Annotated in this window: 14 protein-coding genes and 1 riboswitch; of the genes, 12 read left to right on the top strand and 2 right to left on the bottom strand. The window is 50.6% G+C overall.

The features are described 5' to 3' along the window. Positions 1-14 precede the first annotated feature (14 nt). Complete coding sequence (locus Q1M54_RS02765) at positions 15-893, bottom strand: LysR family transcriptional regulator (RefSeq protein ID WP_300553577.1); 879 nt, start codon at positions 891-893, stop codon at positions 15-17. A gap of 111 nt (positions 894-1004) precedes the next feature. Between Q1M54_RS02765 and Q1M54_RS02760 the strand changes: the two genes are divergently transcribed. From Q1M54_RS02760 to Q1M54_RS02715, 10 genes are all read left to right on the top strand, one after another. After that, the gene (locus Q1M54_RS02760; protein ID WP_300553574.1) at positions 1005-1991 is read left to right on the top strand and encodes a tripartite tricarboxylate transporter substrate binding protein; all 987 of its coding nucleotides are present in this window, start codon (positions 1005-1007) and stop codon (positions 1989-1991) included. Positions 1992-2003: 12 nt separating this feature from the next. After that, positions 2004-3203: a M20 aminoacylase family protein gene (locus tag Q1M54_RS02755; protein WP_300553571.1), complete on the top strand. Its 1200-nt coding sequence runs from the start codon at positions 2004-2006 to the stop codon at positions 3201-3203. 124 nt (positions 3204-3327) lie between these two features. Then, a riboswitch (glycine riboswitch) is annotated at positions 3328-3426 on the top strand. 170 nt (positions 3427-3596) lie between these two features. Further along, a complete protein-coding gene (locus tag Q1M54_RS02750) occupies positions 3597-4850 on the top strand; it encodes a D-amino acid dehydrogenase (protein ID WP_300553569.1) in 1254 nt (417 codons plus the stop codon). Between the two features lie 273 nt (positions 4851-5123). After that, positions 5124-6599 (top strand): NADH:flavin oxidoreductase, encoded by a 1476-nt coding sequence (locus tag Q1M54_RS02745; RefSeq protein WP_366146244.1) that lies wholly within the window; start codon positions 5124-5126, stop codon positions 6597-6599. Positions 6600-6750: 151 nt separating this feature from the next. Next, positions 6751-7731, top strand: a complete 981-nt coding sequence (locus Q1M54_RS02740) for a tripartite tricarboxylate transporter substrate binding protein (protein WP_300553566.1) — start codon at positions 6751-6753, stop codon at positions 7729-7731. Positions 7732-7837: 106 nt separating this feature from the next. Continuing rightward, entirely contained in the window at positions 7838-9022 is a 1185-nt protein-coding gene (locus Q1M54_RS02735) for a dihydrodipicolinate synthase family protein (protein WP_300553563.1), read from the top strand. 79 nt (positions 9023-9101) lie between these two features. Beyond that, positions 9102-10103 (top strand): tripartite tricarboxylate transporter substrate binding protein, encoded by a 1002-nt coding sequence (locus Q1M54_RS02730; protein ID WP_300553559.1) that lies wholly within the window; start codon positions 9102-9104, stop codon positions 10101-10103. A gap of 3 nt (positions 10104-10106) precedes the next feature. Beyond that, positions 10107-10910, top strand: a complete 804-nt coding sequence (locus Q1M54_RS02725; RefSeq protein ID WP_300553556.1) for an alpha/beta fold hydrolase — start codon at positions 10107-10109, stop codon at positions 10908-10910. Between the two features lie 203 nt (positions 10911-11113). Continuing rightward, positions 11114-12223 (top strand): hypothetical protein, encoded by a 1110-nt coding sequence (locus tag Q1M54_RS02720; RefSeq protein WP_300553554.1) that lies wholly within the window; start codon positions 11114-11116, stop codon positions 12221-12223. Between the two features lie 263 nt (positions 12224-12486). Beyond that, a complete protein-coding gene (locus Q1M54_RS02715) occupies positions 12487-13356 on the top strand; it encodes a class I SAM-dependent methyltransferase (protein ID WP_300553551.1) in 870 nt (289 codons plus the stop codon). 19 nt (positions 13357-13375) lie between these two features. Here the strand turns inward: Q1M54_RS02715 and Q1M54_RS02710 are convergent, their stop codons facing one another. Then, positions 13376-14329 (bottom strand): LysR family transcriptional regulator, encoded by a 954-nt coding sequence (locus Q1M54_RS02710; RefSeq protein ID WP_300553549.1) that lies wholly within the window; start codon positions 14327-14329, stop codon positions 13376-13378. A 105-nt stretch (positions 14330-14434) separates the two neighbouring features. Between Q1M54_RS02710 and Q1M54_RS02705 the strand changes: the two genes are divergently transcribed. Then, positions 14435-15865, top strand: a complete 1431-nt coding sequence (locus tag Q1M54_RS02705; protein ID WP_300553546.1) for a sulfatase-like hydrolase/transferase — start codon at positions 14435-14437, stop codon at positions 15863-15865. An 18-nt stretch (positions 15866-15883) separates the two neighbouring features. Continuing rightward, positions 15884-16858: a tripartite tricarboxylate transporter substrate binding protein gene (locus Q1M54_RS02700; protein ID WP_300553544.1), complete on the top strand. Its 975-nt coding sequence runs from the start codon at positions 15884-15886 to the stop codon at positions 16856-16858. Positions 16859-16918: the final 60 nt, after the last annotated feature.

Raw genomic sequence — 16918 nt, 5'->3', positions numbered from 1 at the left:
CAAGGGAACATCAACTATGGCATGACGGTTCGCATCAGCTGCCTGATTTCTGGGAGGAAAAGAGCTTCGGCTTTGTTGGCCACAGTGACCAGTCCGAATCTGGCTTTGATGCGCGGGGCTGGTTGAATCGGCAATTCAACAAAGTCAGGAGCCGAGGCACGAATGGCGAGCAGGACGGTGTCTGTTTGTTGGGTGACTTGAATGAGGTGTGAAATTTCATCGCTTTGCAGTTTCACCAAAACATCCGGATGCGCGATTTCGCCATACCTCTCCACCAAGATTCTTGCGGCTTCTTCACTCAAAGGCGTGGAAGCTATCGGGTAAGTCTTGAGATCAGCAAAGACGAGCTTTTTTTTGTGCACCAGAGGGTGATCTGGTCGGCACATGAACACGCCCTCCATCTCAGCAATTTGCGTGACCCTGAGATCAGGCGTTGGTATCAATGCGCGTATGTCCAATACGGCTGCATCGATCAACCGGTCTCGGAGCATTTGGGCCAAGCTTGCTGTGTTTGATCGGACAATTTCGATGTGAAAGTTCGGAAAATGTGTCCCGAAGTGGGCCAAGATGGGCGTGCTGAGCATGGCCCCCGGCCCGGAACTCAGGCCCAAGCGAATACGCCCACTGTCGCCGGCACTCAGACTGCGACCGCAGTCTTTGAGCTGCTGCGCGTACTCCATGAGTGTGTGACTGCGAGTCAGCACTTCATGCCCAAATGAATTGAGCTCAATTCGTTTGCCGATTCGGTCAAACAGTTGCCTCCCAAACTCCTCTTCCAATGACTTGATGCTTCGACTCAGGGCGGGTTGTGTCATGTGCAAGGCATCCGCAGCTTTCACAAAGGAGCCGACTTTGGCTAAAGCGATGAATTGGCGTAATTGGACAAGCGTCATATTAATCTATGCATTTTAGATTGCATAGATATTACCAACAATGCATTGGACATCATGATATGAGGTCAATAGCATGGGTGCATGTTCTTTTCATTTGAATTGGAGTGGGTGATGAGATTTGCTTTCAAAGTCGTGTCCAGTGTGCTCAGTTCCTTGGTGGTGTGTGGTGCGGTATTTGCTCAGAATTTCCCCAATAAAACCGTCACCTTGATGGTTCCATATCCTGCGGGCGGTGTGTCGGACGTCATTGCACGCACGCTCAACAACACCTTAGCCAAACACCTCGGACAGACGGTGATCGTCGAAAACCTGGGTGGAGCCAGTGGCGGTATCGCTGGCCAAAAGGTTTTGAACAGCCCCGCCGATGGACACATGATCTTTCAGGGTTCACCCAATGAATTGATCTTGGCACCTTTGGCCAATGCAGCCATCAAGTACAAGCCCGAAGATTTTCGACTTGTGCAGATGATCAGCATCAATCCTCTTGTGGTGCTTGCACGCAAAGATTTCCCCGCCGCAAATGGCGATGAATTGATCGCTTACGCTAAAAAGGCAGCTGCTGAGGGTAAGCCTCTGACATACGCCAGCGTCGGTCTCGGCTCTCTCTACCACTTGATGGGTGAGCACATGTCATCGATCACAGGCATTCCTATGACGCATATCCCCTACAAAGGCGGTGCTGCAGCTGTACAAGATTTGATGGGTGGACAAGTCGATATTTTCATGACGCCTTATGGCAAAGGTCAGGTTCAGCTGGTTGAGGATGGCAAGCTCAGGGCTCCCGCTGTCGTATCAGCAGAGCGACAAGCGCTTTTCAGCAAAGTACCAACTTTGAATGAGAGCAAAGCACTCAAGGGCTTTGTCTTTGATACCTGGGCAGGCTACTTTGTCCACAAAGATACGCCAGAGCCAGTGGTTCAGGCTTTGCACAAAGCTTTGAGTGACGTGGCCAGCGATCCAACCATCAAGAGCGCATTGGAAGCTCAAGCCATGATCGTCCCCCGTCCACAAACTTTGTCCGTATTGGGCAAGCTTTATTCAGATAACACGGCCAGGTACCGCGCCATCGCCAAATCGATGGGCTTACAAGCCCAATAACGAAAGCGTTGGATGCAAGACAGCAACTATCTCGCGCATTCTTGGGTGCAGCGCGTTGGTGATTTTATTCAGATCCGTCGTGATATCCATGCGCGCCCTGAACTGGCCTTCGAAGAGCATCAGACCGCTTCTTTGGTTGCCGACAAGTTGAATGGCTGGGGTTATGAGGTCACAACCGGTTTGGGTGGAACGGGCGTCGTGGGAACATTGCGCCGTGGTCAACAGGGCAAGTCCATTGGCCTGCGGGCGGACATGGATGCACTGCCAATCTCAGAGGTAGGCTCTAGCCCCTGGAAAAGTCAAGTCCCTGGAATCATGCACGCTTGTGGCCATGATGGACACACAGCCATGCTTTTAGCGGCCGCCAAGCTGATCGCTGAAGACCTTGAATTTGATGGAACGGTTCACCTGATTTTTCAGCCTGCCGAGGAAGGGGCTGGTGGTGCGCTGAAAATGATGGCCGATGGTCTGTTTGATCAGTTTCCATGCGATGCCGTATTTGCGATGCACAACATGCCAGGCGTTGAAGCCGGTCGCTTGGAGTTCCGAAAAGGTTCAGCGATGGCTTCCAGCGACAACGTGACCATCACTGTGAATGGACGGGGTGGACATGGTGCGTTTCCTCATGAGGCAGTAGATACAGTGGTGGCCGCGTCTTCGATCGTCATGGCGCTCCAGACGATCGTGTCACGCAATGTCGACCCACAGAAGACGTCCGTGGTGACGGTCGGGGCCATCCACGCGGGCATCGCCAATAACGTGATTCCGCAGACTGCCACGCTTGAGCTGAGCATCAGAGCGCTCGACACAGAAATTCGAGCCCTGCTCAAAGAGAGAATTCTGGCGCTGGTTAAGCTTCAGGCAGAAAGCTACGGGGTGCAAGCTGCCATCGACTGGAGAGAAGGGTATGCTGTGCTGGTCAATACGCCTGATGAGACTGAATTCGCGACGCAGGTCGCCACCAAGGTTTTTGGCACGCATCAGGTTGAGCCCAACGGACCTGCCTATACAGCCAGCGAAGACTTCGCATTCATGCTGCAGCAAGTACCTGGCAGCTACATTTTTATCGGCAACGGCGGTCCGGGAACTCGTGGTGCGTGTCACGTCCATAACCCTGGCTATGACTTCAACGATGAACTCATCGCACCAGGAGCGGCATTTTGGCTGGCCTTGGTGGGTGAGTATCTAAAAAAAATGGATCCCCAAAAATAGATGCTCGATAAACCAGTGGCGGCCTTTTTTGAATGTCGTCATGATTCTTTTTGAAGGGTGAGGCATGCACTGGTTCAGGCACACCTCAACACCGTGAATGATTGAAAACCATCGACCTTGTGTCGACATGTGATCGGGAGAGACTGCCACCGCGCTCGCGGCAGGCAGCGCCGAAGGAGCAACCGCCCCGGAAACTCTCAGGCCAAAGGACCGGTCACATGCCAATTCTCTGAAGAGCTGCTGGCGTTTCGTCCGCCAGTGCACCGAAGGAGCAAGCGACGCGCAGCTGTGCGCAGCGTGAATCTCTCAGGTTCTGAACAGAGGGGGCGCTTGGCGGCAGCGACTTGCTGACGCCAAGCTTCCATCCTTGACGTTGTAGAAAGCTCTTTTGTCATGAAAACCATTGCAGTCATCGGTGGCGGCATCACCGGCGTTACCACCGCCTACGCCCTGGCCAAACGCGGATTTGCCGTCACCCTGTTCGAGCGCCATCGCTACGCCGCTATGGAAACCTCGTTTGCCAACGGCGGTCAATTGTCCGCCTCCAACGCCGAGGTCTGGACCCACTGGTCCACCATCCTCAAAGGCATCCAATGGATGCTCAAAAGCGATGCACCTTTGTTGGTCAACCCTGCGCCCACATGGCACAAACTGTCATGGTTTGCGGAGTTCATCGCGGCAATGCCTCATTACGAGCGCAACACCGTCGAGACAGCCCGCTTGGCCGTGGCTGCTCGGCAACATCTGTTTGCATGGGCGCAAGAAGAAGGCATCGACTTTGACTTGAAGAAAGAAGGCATCTTGCACATCTACCGCGACAAGCAGGGCTTTGACCACGCCGGTCGCGTCTCGGCATTGCTGGCCCAAGGTGGCTTGCCACGCCGAGCGGTGACGCCCGAAGAAATGAAAGCCATCGAACCCACCTTGGCTGGTGACTACTACGGCGGCTACTTCACCGAGAGCGATTCGACCGGCGACATCCACAAATTTACACACGGCCTGGCCGAAGCGGCAGAACGTCTGGGTGTGAAAACTTTGTACGGTCAAGACGTCAAGACGGTCAGCAGCGATGGTCAGCAAGCCATCATCACCGTCGCAGGCGATGACGGCAGCCTGGTGCACACCTTCGATGGCATGGTGGTCTGCGCCGGTGTGGCCAGCCGAGATTTCGCGGCGCAGCTGGGTGACCGCGTCAATATCTACCCCGTCAAAGGCTATTCGATCACCGTCAACTTGAACGATGAAAAAAGCCAGGCCGGTGCGCCCAACGTGAGCTTGCTCGACGACGAAACCAAATTGGTGACCAGCCGTTTGGGCCTGAACCGTTTCCGCGTGGCGGGCACAGCCGAGTTCAATGGCGTGAACCGCGACATCCGAGCGGACCGCATCCGCCCCTTGATCGAGTGGGTGGAGCAATGCTTCCCCAAAATTGACACCCGCTCGGTGGTGCCATGGGCCGGACTGCGCCCCATGATGCCCAACATGATGCCCCGCGTGGGCCCTGGTCGCAAAGCCAATGTGTTCTACAACACCGGCCATGGCCACCTGGGCTGGACGCTGTCGGCCGTGACCGCTGACGTGGTGGCCAGCGAGGTGCAAGCAAGGAAGTCTGAATTGAAGGTCAGCCAGGTTTTGCAAATGGTTTGAACAGTTTTTTGAAATTGAATCCGAGCGCTGTCCACGCTGCGAGCCAATCGATGGAATTTTTTCCAACGATTGGCTCCAAATGATTCACAGAGCGCATTGAAAAGATGTTCGATTTTCCAAAATCGGTTACCTACACCCCACCCTCAAACTCTTAAAAGTATCCCTTGAAAATGCGCTTGATACACTGAAGCAAATGGGTATGATGGTTTGAAGGAAAAATAGGCGGCACCCTTTCCAGATTGACTTTCTAAAAACCCTTCTTCGAAAGAGCACATGAAATTTGGAGATTTCGTCAAAGTCAAATCTTTGTCAGACACGCAAAATTTCAAAGAAAACTTGAATCGGCTGGGCTTGCAAATGCCTTGCGATGACCATCTGGAATCGGGTGACACCGCGGCCATGGCCCAAGCTCTGACGGTTTCCGGTCTCAAAATTGGCAACCGTTATGCCATTCACCCGATGGAAGGTTGGGATGGCCAACCCGATGGCAACCCCTCCGACAACACCCGCCGCCGCTGGACTTTATTCGGCAGATCTGGCGCCAAAATGATTTGGGGGGGCGAAGCAGTTGCTGTTCGCCACGATGGGCGCGCCAACCCCAAACAATTGGTCATGAACGCCCATACCCAATCGGGTATTGCGCAACTGCGCGAGGGCCTTGTGCAGGCGCACCGCGACAGCATGGGAAGCGATAAAGATCTGGTGATTGGTTTGCAGTTGACACATTCGGGGCGTTTTTGCAAACCCAATCTTGAAACGCTCATGGAGCCAAGGGTGCTTTACCACCACCCTCTGCTGGATGGCCGCTTTGGCCCGAAAGAAAACATTGTTCTCATGTCTGATGGTGACATTCACCAACTGATCGATGACTATGTTTTAGCAGCGAAGCGTGCGTGGGAATGTGGTTTTCAATTCGTCGATCTCAAGCACTGCCACGGCTATTTAGGGCATGAGTTTTTGTCTGCGAAAACGCGTGACGGTGAATTTGGTGGATCGATGCAAAACCGAACCCGTTTCATCCGAAAACTGGCAGAAGGCATAAGAGCTGAGGTGCCTGGCTTGGCGCTTGGCGTGCGGTTGTCGGCAGTTGATTTTTTGCCCTTCAAAGCAGATCCGAATCTGTCTGACAGTAACGCTCTCGGACCTGGCATTCCCGTTGATTTCGCAAACGCTCTTCCCTACCGCTACGGATTTGGAGTCAACGAACTCAACCCGATGCTTCACGCCTTAGACGAAACAGTTCAGTTTCTCAAAGTCCTTGAATCACTCGACATTTCATTGGTCAATGTGACAGTCGGAAGTCCTTACTACACACCCCACGTCACTCGCCCAGCCCTCTACCCACCATCCGATGGCTACCAGCCGCCAGAGGACCCATTGATCGGCGTCATGCGGCATCTTGAAATCGTTCGAGACTTGAAAAAAATGTTTCCTGCAATGGCTTTTGTTGGCAGTGGTTACACCTACCTGCAAGAATTTCTGCCCTACGTCGCGCAAGCTGCAGTCAAACAAGGCTGGACGGATTTTGTTGGCCTAGGCCGAATGGTATTGGCTTACCCCGAGTTACCAGCGGATGTGTTGGCTGGTCGGATCATGCAGCGCAAGCGGCTGTGCCGCACATTCAGCGACTGCACCACAGCGCCGCGCAATGGCATGGTGTCAGGCTGCTATCCGCTGGATGCCCATTACAAAAAGTCACCTCAAATGGCCATCCTCACCCAAGTGAAAAAAGCCGCCAAGCTGTCCTAGGGTATGTCCTAGGTGCTGCTGGCTTGATTTCAATTGACGCCAAAAATAATGAACCTTATAAAGAAATTAGAAAATTAAAAGCACCAAGCCAATCTATCAGTTTTGATAGATGACAGGTGTTTGAACGGTCATCGCAACATTTGGAGTCAACATGCCTATTTTTCGCCGATCAGTTCTTTTGTCTTTGGCTTGCCTCACCTCATTGACACCATGGATTGCGAGTGCACAAGGCTCTTATCCCAACAAACCGATTCGTGTCATCGTTCCATTTGCAGCTGGCAGCACCACCGACATCATTGCCCGCGCCATTTCCGACAAAATGAGTCAAAGCATGGGACAACCACTGGTGATTGACAACCGCGGAGGCGCCAGCGGAACCATAGGACAGCAAGCCGTCGCCACAGCTGCCCCCGATGGTTACACCATCATGATTCACTCCTCATCACACACAGTCAGTCCTTCAACATTCGCCAAATTGCCTTTTGACACTCTGAACGATTTTGTGGGTGTAACGCCAATATCCAGCACCCCCAATGTGTTGGTGATGTCGCCGTCCAAAAACATCAAGACACTGCAAGAATTGTTGACTGCGGCACGGGCCAAGCCGGGAGGGATGAATTTTGCGTCTGCTGGCCAAGGCAGTGCCACCCATTTGAACGCTGAAAAGTTTAAATTGGCAGCCAAGATAGAGGCGACCAACATCCCATTCAAAGGTTCGAGTGAAGCGGTGACCGAGGTCATGTCGGGTCGTGTGGACTATTACTTCTCTCCCATAGCGCCGGTGATCGGTCAAATTAAAGGTGGCCAATTGGTTGCATTGGCCGTGGGCTCACCCAAACGTGCAAGTGCCTTGCCTCAAGTGCCCACGACTGCAGAGGCAGGTGTTCCCGGCTCAGAGTTCAACTTTTGGATTGGCATGATGGCCCCGGCGAAAACGCCCAAAGACATCGTCAACCGTTTGAATGAAGAGGTCATCAAAGCGCTCGCCACCGCCGAAGTCAAAGAACGATTCGCCACATTGGGAGCCGATGCTTGGACGATGCGTCCCGATCAATTTGATGCTTATATCCGCGATGAAATCAAAACAAATGCTGTTCTGGTCAAAGCCGCTGGACTTTCACCAGCCCCTTGAGGCGCAAGCAGCCCACAGCAAACGCTTTGATTTCTGATGACCGAAATGCTTGTCGAAAGAAAAGCCAAGGTGACTGTTGAATCCTTTACCTTTGTAATTTAAGTCTGTGTCTTTTACCTTAAAACTTCCACAGGCCACGGGCGATTTAGCCAACTACAAGCTCATTGGCAACCCGCCACCGAGCCCCCCAACACGCACGCCCTTCAACCGCATTGCCTTCTCGGCTGCTCATGTGGTGTCGAACCCATTGGCTGCAGGAGATCCTTGGCACCAATGTGCATTGGATTGGGATGCCACCATCGAATACAGACGCCATTTGTGGTCTTTGGGAATGGGTGTGGCCGAAGCCATGGACACTGCACAACGCGGCATGGGTTTGGACTGGACGAGCTCCCTGGAACTTATTCGCCGCACTTTGGATGCGGCCAAGGATTTTCCTGGAGCGCAAGTGGCCTCAGGCTGCGGAACAGATCATCTCTCCATGGACGAGCTCAAAAACGTAGACGATGTGATTGCCGGCTACGAAGCGCAAATGGAGGCGATTGAAAAGTTAGGCGGAAAACTCATCATCATGGCCAGCCGTGCGCTTGCACGTTTCGCGACAACCCCAACCGACTATGAACGCGTTTACAACAGGATTTTGAGTCAAGCCAAACAACCTGTTGTGTTGCACTGGCTGGGGGAAATGTTTGATCCAGGTCTTTCAGGCTACTGGGGCAGCGCTCATGTGGAAACCGCGATGGACACAGCACTGGGGATCATTCAGTCACACGCCAACAAGGTAGATGGCATCAAGATTTCCTTGCTCGACAAAGACAAAGAGATAGCGATGCGCCGACGACTTCCGCCGGGTGTGCGCATGTACACAGGGGATGACTTCAACTACGCTGAGCTGATCGCTGGCGATGGCATTGGACTGGACATCGTGAACCAGCAAAGCGATGCCCTATTGGGAATTTTTGATGCCATAGCGCCCGCCGCAAGTGCCGCGCTGGCGGCTTTGGCGCAAGGGCAACTGGCAACTTTTCACGCCATTCTCGGGCCAACCATCCCCTTGTCGCGGCATATTTTTACAGCGCCGACTCGTTATTACAAAACGGGAATAGTCTTCATGGCTTGGCTCAATGGACACCAAAAGCACTTCAGTATGGTTGGGGGTCAACAGACCACACGATCGATACTTCACTTGGCAGAGTTGTTTCGCTTGGCAGATGCCGCCAATCTCTTGGAAAAACCCGAATTAGCCACCCAAAGAATGAAGTTACTGATGTCTATTCATGGTGCAGATTAAATATTGCAAACCCCGAGAAATTAATTTTATTCAAACAAAGATAACAGTATTTAAAATATTATTGATACCCAAGGAAAAAATGAAAACCATTCAAACCCATTTATATTCAAGACGATCAATGGCCCATCTAATTTTGGGCGCAGCTTTACTTTCCCCCTTTGCATCCAATGCTCAAAATGCGGTTGCTTACCCTCAAAAACCAATTAAAATTTTAGTAGGTTTTTCCCCGGGTGGAGTTCCAGATATTATTGGACGTGTTTTGGCACCAAGGTTTTCTGAAATATGGAAGCAATCGGTCATTGTTGAAAATAGATTAGGGGCCGGCAGTAATATTGCGGCGCAGGCGGTAGCCAATTCACCCGCTGATGGATACACTCTTTTGTCAGTTTCTTCTGCGCATGCTATTTCACCAGCCATTTATCAGAAGCTGGCTTATGATGCATCCAAAGATTTTTCCGGGATCACACTGACAGCCACAGGACCAGCGCTAGTCATTGTGTCACCCGAACTCAATGTGAACACCATGCGTGAATTCATAGCCTTGGCCAAAAGTAAGCCAGGCCAATTTAATTACTCTTCTGCTGGTGTTGGCAGCGGTTCACAATTTGCTGCAGAGCTACTCAAATCCCAAGCGGGTATTCAATTAGCTCATATTCCATTCAAAGGAATCCCAGAGGCATTGACTGATACGATGGCGGGACGGACGCATATTTTTATCGCACCCTACGCCAGTGCCATTAATTTAGTGCGTGAAGGAAAGGCTAAAGCGATTGCAGTGACCAGCACAAATCGTATGCCGGATTTACCTAATATGCCCACAGTTGCTGAAACAGGTGTGCCTGGCTACAAGTGGATTTTTTGGTACGGGCTCATGGCGCCTGCAAACACACCTAAAGACGTTGTCCTGAAAATTCAATCTGAAGTCATTAATGCGCTCAAACAGCCATCGGTCACACAACGCTTCAGCAGCCTAGGCATAGAGCCAATCACCAGCTCCCCTGAAGCATTTGATCAATTGATCAAAGACGAAATTCAACTGTTCAAAAAATTAGCCACAGAAGCAGGTATCAAGGCGGATTGACATATGGCATTTGTTCACGTAAACGGTATTGATCTACATTACACCATTGACGGTACACAGGGGCCTTGGATTTGTTTGTCGCACTCTTTAGCTTGTAACCTCTCAGCTTGGGATGCACAAGTCGATTTACTTAAAAATAAATTTCGAGTTCTCCGATTCGATACGCGAGGGCACGGCAAATCCAGCGCTCCTCCCGGACCCTATACCCTAGACCAACTGGCCAATGATGTTCAGGGTTTATTTCTTCATTTAAAAATAGACCAAGCCCATTGGATGGGTATTTCGATGGGTGGCATGATTGGACAAACTTTCGCTCTTAAAAATCCAAATTTTTTTCTATCTCTGATACTGGCGGATTCTACAAGCCGACGACCACCTGACGCCGAACAAATGTGGGGGCAGCGGATAAAAGTAGCGCGCACAGAAGGTATGAAGGGTCTTTTAGAGAGCACATTGACACGATGGTTCACCGAGGATTTTCGAAAAAACAACCCTATCGCCGTCAATCGCATTGGAATGGGGATACTCAATACACCTTCTGAAGGTTTTATTGGGTGTTGCGAGGCAATTTCAAAAATAGATGTATTAGACAGATTGCATGAAATCAACTGCCCAACTTTAATTCTTGTTGGTGAACATGATCATGGCACCCCACCTGAAATGTCACGCCAAATGCACGACAACATCAAAAAATCTCAACTGTTTATTATTCCTAATGCAGCGCACATCAGCAATATTGAACAAGAACAGGTTTTTAATTCAATGATTGAGAAATTCTTAAACGAGAAATCAAACTGGACATTATAAATTTAAGTTGAACTTGAAAGTGGCGTTCAATTCGGTTAAAAATTTTTGGCTTTAGCTCTGAAATCAATCGATATCATGATTTTCTCGCGGTATAAAATGTTTGTGTCTAAGATTGTGATTGCGCAATATGAAGTCCATTCAATTCATCACCATTCATCGCGGAAAACCAGTTCAATGGGTTGATGATTAAAAATGGGAGAACCATGTCCCCAGATGTCAACATGTCGATACCCGTCGGCCTACTGATTCAAGGCAGCAGTGATTTAAACCCTGCTCAGTCGCTTTACGAATTAGACCGCTTGTTAAAGCGGTTGGGCCTCCAAGAGGTTACCCAGATCAGGCCATCTGCTCAAAATGCAGGCTACTTTATTGAAGTCCGGCTCCAGCAGCGGTATTTCGATCTTTGGTGCCCGGGTTTTGACACACTGCAGGTCAGAACACTTGCTCATGATTTGGATTTGTCAGTCGATCAGGCTCTGGAACACGAAGTGGTCCTGACCATGCTGGCTGCGCCACAGGTCATGACGTTTAAAAGTGTGGCGCAACTCGAATCGCACATACGTGTACGCGTCAATATCGCCATGGCTGCTGCCAAAACCTCTTTGGCATTCAACACCGAAGCTGCCGAGCGACCTTCAGAATACTGGCAAGGAGACTCCGAAAACGGGTTTGTCATCCGGCAAGATGTCAGTCTGGAGGAGGCCATCATCGCTGCGACCCAGCCCGAAATCACTGGTCGTCAGTATGAGTTCTCTTGTTACCGCGCGGCTGAATATTTAGTGCTGCTCGGTCTTGCAGAGGAAGCCAAGCTCACCAACCCCACTTATTTGCTTGAGTTGGAAGCTCAGTGCCGTCTGGCGGTTCCTCGGGCTGATCCATTCCACACCACCTATGTCTATGAATACGGCCTGCCTGAAAATCCAATTCCCATGAAGTATTACGTTCCGGGCGATCGTTTATGGTTCAAGAATCCCGACAATCGGTCATCTGATGTCAAAGGCTTTGAAGGGTCATGGGTGTTTTACCTGGGTGGCGGTTTGTTCAGTAATTTCTGGCGACGAGACAACCCCTTTGACTTGACTTCGAAGTGTCTCGAAATCTACCACTGGCGTGATGGTGCGTGCATCAATTCGAGCGGCGTTCTGTCAATGGATGAAAGCGAAGTTGAGCGACAGATAGAACTCACACGGCAGTCTCCTGAAAAAATGGAATCCGTGATGTCAAAAATGATGGTTTATCGTGACCCCGCAGGTGTTTACGCGAATGGGGGATGCATAGACTCCACACGCGAAGTACCGCGCTCTTTGTTTTGAACGCCAAGCTGGTAAATCTCTTTTCAGTGGCTCAATTTTTAAAGCCCAACCGTATCCGAACCCATTGATTGACGCTTCGCCAAGCCCTGATGCGTCCAAAACCTTAACCTGATCCGCAGGTAAAGGGTAAATACCAATGAAGCAAAAAAACACGCTTCATGAAAAATTTACGCAAACAAACAATAATCTTGTGGTTTAACCAAAGAGCTGCCCCTGCTCAGATCAGCATGGCAAAGTCAAACGCAACTCCTAAGGAATTGATCATGAAGTTATCCCGAGTATTGCTGCCCATCCTGTTGACCAGCTGGCTGAATGTGGCCTGCGCATCCACCACCACAGCCCCAGCCACCAACGCGGCCAGCCCAAAACCCGCCTCAACGTCCTACGAGCCCGTGCGCGGTCAAGCCGGCAAAGATGTGATCTGGATCCCCACCCCGGCAGGTCTGATCGACAAAATGCTCTCTGCAGCCAAGGTCACCGATCAAGACAGATTGTTTGATTTAGGAGCAGGTGACGGCATCATCGCCATTACCGCAGCACGGCAATACGGCACCCAAGCGGTAGGCATTGAGTTCAACCCCGACATGGCCCAATTTGCCCGACGCAAAGTTGCAGAAGCTGGCATGACCGACAAAGTGAGGATCATCACAGGGGACATCTTCAAAGAAGACTTCAGTTCTGCCACCGTGGTGACCCTTTACCTGCTGCCTCAACTGAACTTGAAGCTACGCCCTATCTTGCTCAATATGAAGCCTGGCACTCGGGTGGTCTCGCATGCTTTCACCATGGGCGACTGGGAGCCCGACGAAACCATGTCTTATCAACACTCACAAGGCTACTTTTGGGTGGTCCCAGCACAAATTGAGGGCAATTGGGTCATGACCGGGCTGGATGGCGGGCCCATGCGCATGAGCATGAGCCAATCCTTTCAGAATATTGGCGGGATTCTCACCCGTGGTGGCCATAACCACGCCTTGTTGGGAGCCAGATTGCGTGGCGATGAAATCAAATTCCAATTCATCACTCAGGACCGCAAGGTACACGCCTTCTCTGGCCGTGTAGAAGGTCGCCGCATCACGGGCACTGTTGTCTCTGAATACATGCATACGCCCGTCGAAATCACCCGACCTTGAAACGCATCTTCATTGGACTTCAAAGTCCAAGTGCTTTTTGCAGGGCTTGCATGGTTGCCGAGGGGATCAAGTTTTGCTTGTGCGTGACCAGGTACAGGTCGGGAAGATTGATGGTTGGCTGAATTTTGACAATGGCTAAATTATTGGCGCGCTCTTCTTCCTTGGCTTGGTGCTCACGCATGATGCCAAGCAAGTTGTCATCAAATTGAATCAAGCCTTTCATCGTGATGGCCGACATGGACTCAATGACAGGAATGATGTCTGGGCAATCCATTTTTTTGAGTGCATACATTAACTCTTTTGTCATGAGGGCATCCCTTGGAGGCAAAGCCCAGCGGTGCTTAACAGCTTCCACCCATTGGATGTTTCTGCGCTTTGAGAAGGGATGTTTTGTGGAGGCGACAACACAAAGACTGTCGGTCGAAATAGGCTGAAGCTTCAGAGATTCAGTTCGCACATCTCCCATCATCTCTCTTGAAAAGCTGGTCACCACACAATCCAGTTCATGGTTGATGAGGCCGTTGATCAGTTCTTGAGGAGGACTTTCTTGAATTTGAATTTTGAGTAAGGGCAGTTGCTGGATGACATCAATAACCAGCTTTGGGAAGATGCTGGTTGTAGAAAACGATCCCATCCGCAAAAGACCGCTTGCGCCCTCTCCAATTGAGTTGATTTCTGAGAAGCAGCGATCAAGACTTTGCACCATGTCGCACGCCTGTCGTATCAAAAGTGCGCCTTGGATGGTAGGTTGAACGCCAGTTCTACCTCTTGTAAACAAGGCAGCTTGACTCACAGACTCAATTTCAGAAATCATTTTGCTCACCGCAGGCTGGGTGAGGTTGAGCTTGCTGGCAGCAGCGCTCACTGTGGTCGCTTCACTGAGATGGCATAGCAACTCTAAATGACGCATGCGAAGTCTGCGCAACGCCGAAAGCGTATTGGGGGTCATTGGCTTGAGTTTGAATAGATCCATCTTGTCACCTGTCCATTCCAAATAGTAATGGATCGATTAAAAATAATCACTATTTATTTGCATGGAGACGGACTAGCATGGGCTTTTTCATGTGCAGAGAATCCAATGAGTCCCAAGCAACCTCATATCATTTTCATCATCACTGACCAGCAACGCTATGACACCATCGCTGGCTTGGGATTTCCGCACATGGAAACGCCGAACCTGGACAGGTTGATCAAAGAAGGGACTCACTTTACGCAGTGCCATGTTGCTGGCGCATCTTGTGTGCCGGCTCGCTCGAGCTTGTTCACCGGCTATTACGCCCATACCACTGGCATCTTAAAAAATGCAGACACATGGCGTCACACCTGGGTAGAAAATCTTGCACAAGTTGGCTACACATGCATCAACGTCGGCAAGATGCACACATGGCCTTTAGACACACCTGCCGGGTACCACCAACGTTATGTTGTAGAGAATAAAGACCGATTTTTGGAAGGTCGATTTTTCTTTGATGATTGGGATCGGTCACTGGCTGCGCGAGGCTTGGTCAAACAACAAAGAGTTCAGTACCGAAAATTTCCAGACTACCGCGAAAGACTCGGCGCATTTGAATGGCGCTTACCACCAGACTCGCATTCAGACAATTTTGTTGCCGATAGAGCATGCTGGTGGATTGACACCGCCCCCAAAGCAGAACCCTTGTTTTTACAAATTGGTTTTCCGGGACCGCACCCACCTTACGACCCAACGCCGGACTACCTCAACAGATACATCGACAAAGATTTACCTATCGCCACAGTCACGGAAGAAGATTTGGCAGGACAGCCAAAGCCGTTTCATGTGCTTCGCGAGCACAACGTTGAAATTGACCACGATTCAGTCGTGCACCAACTCGAACCCAGCGATGCGCATCGCCATCGGCAGCGCGCCCATTACCTGGCCAACGTCACCATGATTGACGATGCGGTTGGGCAGATCATTGGATCGCTTGATAAGAAAGGCTATTTGGACAATTGCATCATCGTTTTCACATCCGACCATGGAGACTGTTTAGGAGATCACGGGCACAGTCAAAAGTGGACCATGTACGAGCAAGTGACAAAGGTTCCTATGATTTTGTGGGCGCCCGGAAAGATACCTGAGGCCCAAAAATCTGACGCCCTAATTCAAGCGATGGACATCGTTCCATGGTTACTCACTCAGGCACAAGCCAAACACCCCGAAGGCATGGAGGCCGTTTCTGTAGAGCCTGCTTTCAATGACCCTCAATGGTCTGGGCGTGAAGCCGTTTATTGCGAACAAGGTCGCGACAACATTTTGACGGACGTTGAGTTCATGACCATGGTCAGAACCCGACGGTGGAAGCTGGTGCATTTTCTGAATGAAAGTTTCGGTCAGCTTTTTGATCTTGAAAATGACCCAGAGGAAACCAACAACCTTTGGACGTCAACAACTCACGCGGCTATTCGTCAAGGCCTGATGGACAAGCTGCTGCATTGGCGCATGTCGAGTCAGATCAAGACTCAAAATGTTTTTCGTGACCACCGTTGATCTAAACAGGAGACAAACATGAAACTCAAAAAAATGGGTGTTTTTTTGGCCCTCTTAGGGGGTGCAATTTTCAGTCAACCTCTTCTAGCCCAAGACTTCCCCAACAAACCCATACGAATGGTGATTGGCTTTCCCCCAGGAGGTGGCATTGATCAGCTTGCCCGATTGTTGGCACAAGACATGTCCAGCCAATTGGGTCAAAACGTCATTGTGGACAACAAGCCTGGTGCAGGCACAGCGATAGCTTCCGCAGAAATCATGCGCTCACCCAATGACGGCTACACGATTGGCTTGGGTAATGTGGGGCAGTTTTCTGTTTTGGAACACATTTCCAAGCAACCCATTGTTGATTTACCCAACAAATTAGCGCCCATTGGACAGGTTGGCTATGCCCCCTTAGCGCTTTTTGTCCCAGCCACATTGAATGTCAATTCAGCAGCCGAGTATTTGAGTTTGTTGAAGTCTCAGCCTGATGCCTTTAGCTACGCTTCGGGCGGCAATGGACAAATAACGCACCTTGCTTTTGAAATGTTGAAGTCTGAAGCACAAGTCAAAATTCAGCATATCCCCTACAAAGGCAGCGGACCTGCACTGATCGATTTGATGGCCGGTAGAGTGGTTGGAATGATTGATGCCCTTGGCGCTGGCATGCCGCATGTCAGAAGCGGTAAGTTAAAGGTGTTGGCTCTTACGGCTGCAGAACGTGCACCAGAATTTCAATCCATTCCAACCTTCAGAGAATCTGGTTTGAAAAACTACGTGGTGACCGGCTGGCAAGGGATGGTTGCGCCTTTGGCTACACCGCCAGCCATTGTTCAAAGACTGAACCGCGCTTTGAATGACTCGTTGAACAAGAAGGAAGTTCGGGAAAAGATGATCGGCCTGGGCTACTACCCAACACCGTCCACTGCGGATCAGTTCGGTCTCTTTATGAAAGCCGAATCAGTTCGATGGGGTGCTCTTTCCAAGGAACTCAAAATTGAAGCAGATTGAGGCTCTTATGTTGACGTCGATGACCATCTGATCACGGACGCTGATTTTTGCTTGACCAGT

It is taken from the genome of Limnohabitans sp. Rim8, from assembly GCF_943326455.1.
Lineage (GTDB): Bacteria > Pseudomonadota > Gammaproteobacteria > Burkholderiales > Burkholderiaceae_C > Limnohabitans_A.
This window is presented reverse-complemented; position numbering and strand designations above follow the sequence as displayed.